This window comes from Pseudoalteromonas sp. MMG005 (assembly GCF_018101015.1).
GTDB lineage: Bacteria > Pseudomonadota > Gammaproteobacteria > Enterobacterales > Alteromonadaceae > Pseudoalteromonas > Pseudoalteromonas aurantia.
On record NZ_JAGJEK010000045.1, the window covers coordinates 1 to 5081 of the forward strand.

The 5081-nt window shown below is 41.9% G+C and carries 2 protein-coding genes; both read left to right on the plus strand.

Features of this window, described 5'->3' with window-relative positions:
- Positions 1–31: 31 nt before the first annotated feature.
- Positions 32–4879, plus strand: coding sequence for a non-ribosomal peptide synthetase (locus J8M01_RS23505; protein WP_211059561.1), 4848 nt, complete (start codon positions 32–34; stop codon positions 4877–4879).
- 5 nt (positions 4880–4884) lie between these two features.
- Positions 4885–5081, plus strand: a 197-nt coding sequence (locus J8M01_RS23510; protein ID WP_211052892.1) for a hypothetical protein, incomplete at its 3' end; no start/stop codon positions are given.

The window sequence follows — 5081 nt, forward strand, 5'->3', positions numbered from 1 at the left end:
CTTAAAGCAGCATCAGGCTGCTGAGGGGCTAGTGACGTTTGAGGGACCGAGAAATACATCTGAACAAAATTTGCTGAAAATATGGCAACGACTACTCGCAAATGATGATATTGGTGTGCACGATCATTTCTTTACGGTGGGTGGTGATTCGATTCTGGCAATTCAGCTGGTTGCTAAAGCGCGCGAGTGTGGATTGCATCTTACGCTTAAGCAAATAATGGAAGCGCCTTCGGTGGCAGAGCAAGCGCTACTTGCTCAGTCGCACACTCAGATAAGTGCTGAACAAGCCCCTTTGACTGGGGAATTTACCTTACTCCCAATCCAAAAACGCTTTTTACAGCAAAGCATTGAGCCTGCCTTACATCATTACAATCAGTCAATTATGCTTAATGTCCCACTTGAGTTGTCGAAAATGTTTTTACATGGGGCGATGTATTGCTTACTTAATAGGCATGATGCTTTAAGGTTGAGGTTTATTGCCAATAACGATGATTGGCATGGCCAGTTTGTGGCAATAGAGCAGTTACAACTAACGCGATGTGTTGAGGTTGTTACGCTTGAAAGTTGGTCAAAGGCAGCGGTTACTGACATATCAGCCCATGCACAAACTAACTTTGATATCTCCGCTGGTCATTTATTTAAGGCCACTTTAATAACGAGCGACACAGAAGCGCGCTTGCTATTGGTTGCTCACCACCTTGTTATCGATGGTGTCTCTTGGCGTGTTATTGTTCAAGATTTACAACGTTTATGGCGACAACAACAAAATAACGCGCGTTTACAATTACCGCAAAAAACGTCATCAATACAACAATGGAGTTCAAAACTAATAGCGCATAGCGATAATTTTTTAGCAAAAGAAGGTACTTTTTGGCAGCAACAAATGGCATTAGGTAGTGAGTTATTACCATTTTCGAAACGTAACATGCAACCAAGTTTACGTACCCAAAGTAAGACACTAGGACTTACTTTATCAGATGAAGTAACTGGGAAATTGATTGGCTCAGCCAATAAAGCGTATCACACGGGTGTAGATGATTTGTTGCTAAGTGGTTTGGCGATAGCTTTATATGAGACCTTTGCAATCGAACGTATTGCAGTAGCGCTTGAAAGTCACGGACGAGTCCCTATTTTTCCTGAGTTAGACTTAAGCGAAACGGTGGGATGGTTTACGTCAATGTACCCATTACTGTTGAACGCCGAAAAATCGGATATTGCTGGCACCATTATTTCTACGAAAGAGCGTAGACGGTCAATTAGAGATCATGGAATTGGGTTTGGGGTAATCGAAAATCTCAAAAATGCAAACGATCTAGGTTTATTGCAACAGTTTGAACCGCAAATACTATTTAACTACTTAGGGCAAATAGAAGCTTCTGCGGCGCATGCACAAGATGGATTTTCACTTGCAGATGAGCATATGGGATCAAACCTTCATGCTGAGACTTTGCGAGATTTTGCCATTGCGATAAATGGTCAAGTCAGTGACGGTAACTTGCGGTTTGTGATTGATTATAGTGATGAGCAGTTTCACTCGGAAACGATGCTGCGATTCAAGGAGTGCTTCATTAGAGCGTTGCAATCCATTGCCGACCATTGTGAAGGGTCTATACCTAAACTCACCACTTCAGATGTACCGTTTGTTGCCTTTAAACAACCTCAATTAGATAAATGGCAACACCGTTTTGGGATATTGAGTGGAGTTTACCCTGCAACACCGCTACAGCATGGTATCTATTTTCAAAGTCAAATGGATGAGCAGGCCTACCTCACGCAAGTTGTGACAGAGATCCGCGGGGGTTTAGACGTTCAACGAATGTCGTACGCTTGGCAACAGGTAACACAAAGGTATGACATGCTGCGTAGCTGTTTTGCGATTGAGCAAAATGGACTTTATCGTTTTGTACTGGCAAATCCAGTAGAAATGCCAATACGGTATTTAGATTGGCGTGAATTAAACGCAGAACAACAGTGTAGCGCTTTGCAAAAAATACGACAGGAGGACCGTGAACAAGCAATGGCGTTGAACTCAGCTCCATTGCATAGAGTAACCATTGTACGCTACCAATTACAGCGCTATGCACTTATGTGGACCCATCATCATATTATTTTAGATGGTTGGTGTATTCCAATAGTGTATCGAGAGTTATTACGCACGTATTTTGGTGATACGAACAATCATAAAGAGCCGCTACCAGCCCCTGTTTCACTAGATGGTTATTATGACTGGTTGCAAAGAAAAGATAGGCAATCAGCCTTGAATTATTGGCGTGAATACTTGAGCGACTTTAATGGTCCAACGTCACTGCTAAACCACCAAACTTCATCTGAAGAAAAGGGCTATACAGAACTAAGCTGGCAATTAGATGAGCACACTAGTCAGCAATTAAGTCTGTTGGCGAATGAAGCGAAAGTAACACTAAATAGCGTGATCCAATGGGTTTGGGGTTATTTGTTACAGCGTTATAGCGGCAATCAAAAAGTGTTATTTGGCACTGTGATATCAGGCCGTCCTGCCGAAGTTAATAATATTGAGAAAATGGTGGGATTATTTATTAACACGATTCCAGTTAAAGTAGACTTTACTGGTGACCTCTCTTTACTTTCTCAGCTTAAACGTCTCCATGATAATCAACTTAATGGTCAAGAGAATGGCTTTTTAACATTACCTGAGATTCAACAGGAAACGGCCATACCTGCTGGTGTGGATATGTTTGATAGTCTTGTTGTATTTGAGAACTATCCAAGTGATATTGCGACTGAACGCTCAAAAAGCGATGCTGAAATAGTGATTGAAAATAGTGAAACTGCTGAATCTAGTGCAGTGCCGCTAACGCTTATAGTGAGTAACGGGCACAACGTGCATCTGACACTAGGTTATCGCAGAGAGTGTTTCCAAGCCTCGGAAGCGGAACAACTGAAGCACCATATTGATGCTATTTTTAGCCAAGTGGCGAAGAGAAAAGAATTAGGAAACATCAACTTAATTACTCATGATGAGGCAGCATTATTAGCAAAGCAGCATGACACTCAGTACGCATATGATTTGTCATTACTGCCACATCAATATGTGGCGAAATTTGCGCAAAGCAGGCCACAAAGTCCAGCAATATTCGATGGTAAGCAAGTGCTTACGTATCGAGAGCTAGATGAAGCAGCTAATCGTCTTGCTAGGTTATTGCAAGAGCAAGGGGTCACAGTAGAAAGTTTTGTGGCCTTATACCTTGAGCGCCATAGTAGTATGGCCATTGCAATTCTAGCTGTGTTCAAAGCTGGGGGGGCTTATGTGCCTATTGACCCTAGTATGCCAGATAATCGTAATATCGGGGTTTTGGATCAACTGGGAGATGTGTGTGTTTTAACGCAGAATCATTTGAAAGATCATACGTGTTTACGTACACGTCAGATCATTGTATTAGACACTGAGCAAAGCCAAGAAAAACTTGGTCAGTACCCATGCACGACATTTGAATTGCAAGGGTTAAGCCAGAAAAACTTGGCCTATATGATTTTTACATCTGGCACCACAGGTAAACCAAAAGGGGTGATGGTAGAACACCAAGCTTTGTTAAACCGAGTGCTATGGATGCAGAAACAGTATGGCATGACTAAGCATGACAAAGTACTGCAAAAGACTCCTTATAGTTTTGATGTATCGGTGTGGGAGTTTATTTGGCCGTGGCTTGTAGGTGCAAGTATCGTAATGGCCAGACCTGGAGGGCATAAGGAACCTAAATATTTAGCTGCCTTGATTCAGGATAAGGGGGTGACACACTGTCACTTCGTTCCTTCGATGCTACAAGCATTTTTGCAGCATAGTAATGTCTCAGACTGTAAATCGTTGCATCAGGTCTTTTGTAGTGGTGAAGCATTACTGTTCAATCATCGGGAGCAATTTAGGCAGGTATCTACTGCACAGCTTCATAATTTATATGGCCCTACAGAGGCCGCAATTGATGTGAGCTACTGGGATTGCCGTAAGGATAACTCACAAACACACAGTATTCCTATTGGATATGCTATTGATAACATTAACTGTGTTGTCGTCAGTGCCGACATGGTCGAGCAGCCTATAGGGATACCTGGTGAGTTGTTGATTGCAGGAGCAGGATTAGCCAGAGGGTATTTTCAACAAGCACAATTAACTCAAGATAAATTCATTGAGGCAAATATATATAATCGCCCACAGCAACGATATTACCGAACAGGTGATTTGGTACGTCGTTTGGCTTGTGGCGCCATAGAGTTTTTAGGTCGTTTAGATCATCAAGTGAAAATTAGAGGACTCAGAGTCGAACTGGGTGAAATACAGAGCGCAATTGAGGCATGTGATGGCATTGAACAAGCATTTGTAAGTTTGCAAATACGTAACTCAAGAGAGCATCTGGTTGCTTTTTGTGCAAGCGCGATGGATACAAAGGTTTTATCGGAATGTTTACGTGAGCAATTACTTTTGTCGCTTCCAGATTATATGGTGCCGAGCGTATTTATTGCGCTAGATGTGTTACCGGTAACAGCCAATGGGAAGCTTGATCGAAATGCACTCATGGAAATGGAGATCTCTGCGCCAAAAGCTGAATATATAGAGGCTCAAACCATAACGGAAATAGCGCTAGAGGAAATCTGGCGGCAGTGTCTTGGTAATAGTGAATCACTAAGTATTACTCAGACCTTTTTTGCTTTAGGCGGTAACTCGCTTCATGCAATGAGTATTCTCGATCGAATCCAGATACATTGGAATTACCCTTTTGAAATTGCAGATTTATTTGCTTTCCAAACAATCAAGGAATTGGCGCAGTTTATTGATGCAACGCAATCTCAACCTATCTCAGAGCAGCACAATGCTGACAGTGAGACCTTTGAAGAAATGGAGTTTTAATCAAAATGATAAACTTGCTTGAAGAGCTAAAACAAAAAAATATTCAGCTAGTTTCAGATTCTGGCACTTTGAAAGTAAAAGCACCAAAAGGCGCAATGACTGCTGCGTTGGCTGAGCAAATAAAAACGCATAAACCTCAGTTGTTGCACTTTCTTGAAAGGAAAAATAACTCTGAACGAGTGGCAAGAACTAAATTGGCAAA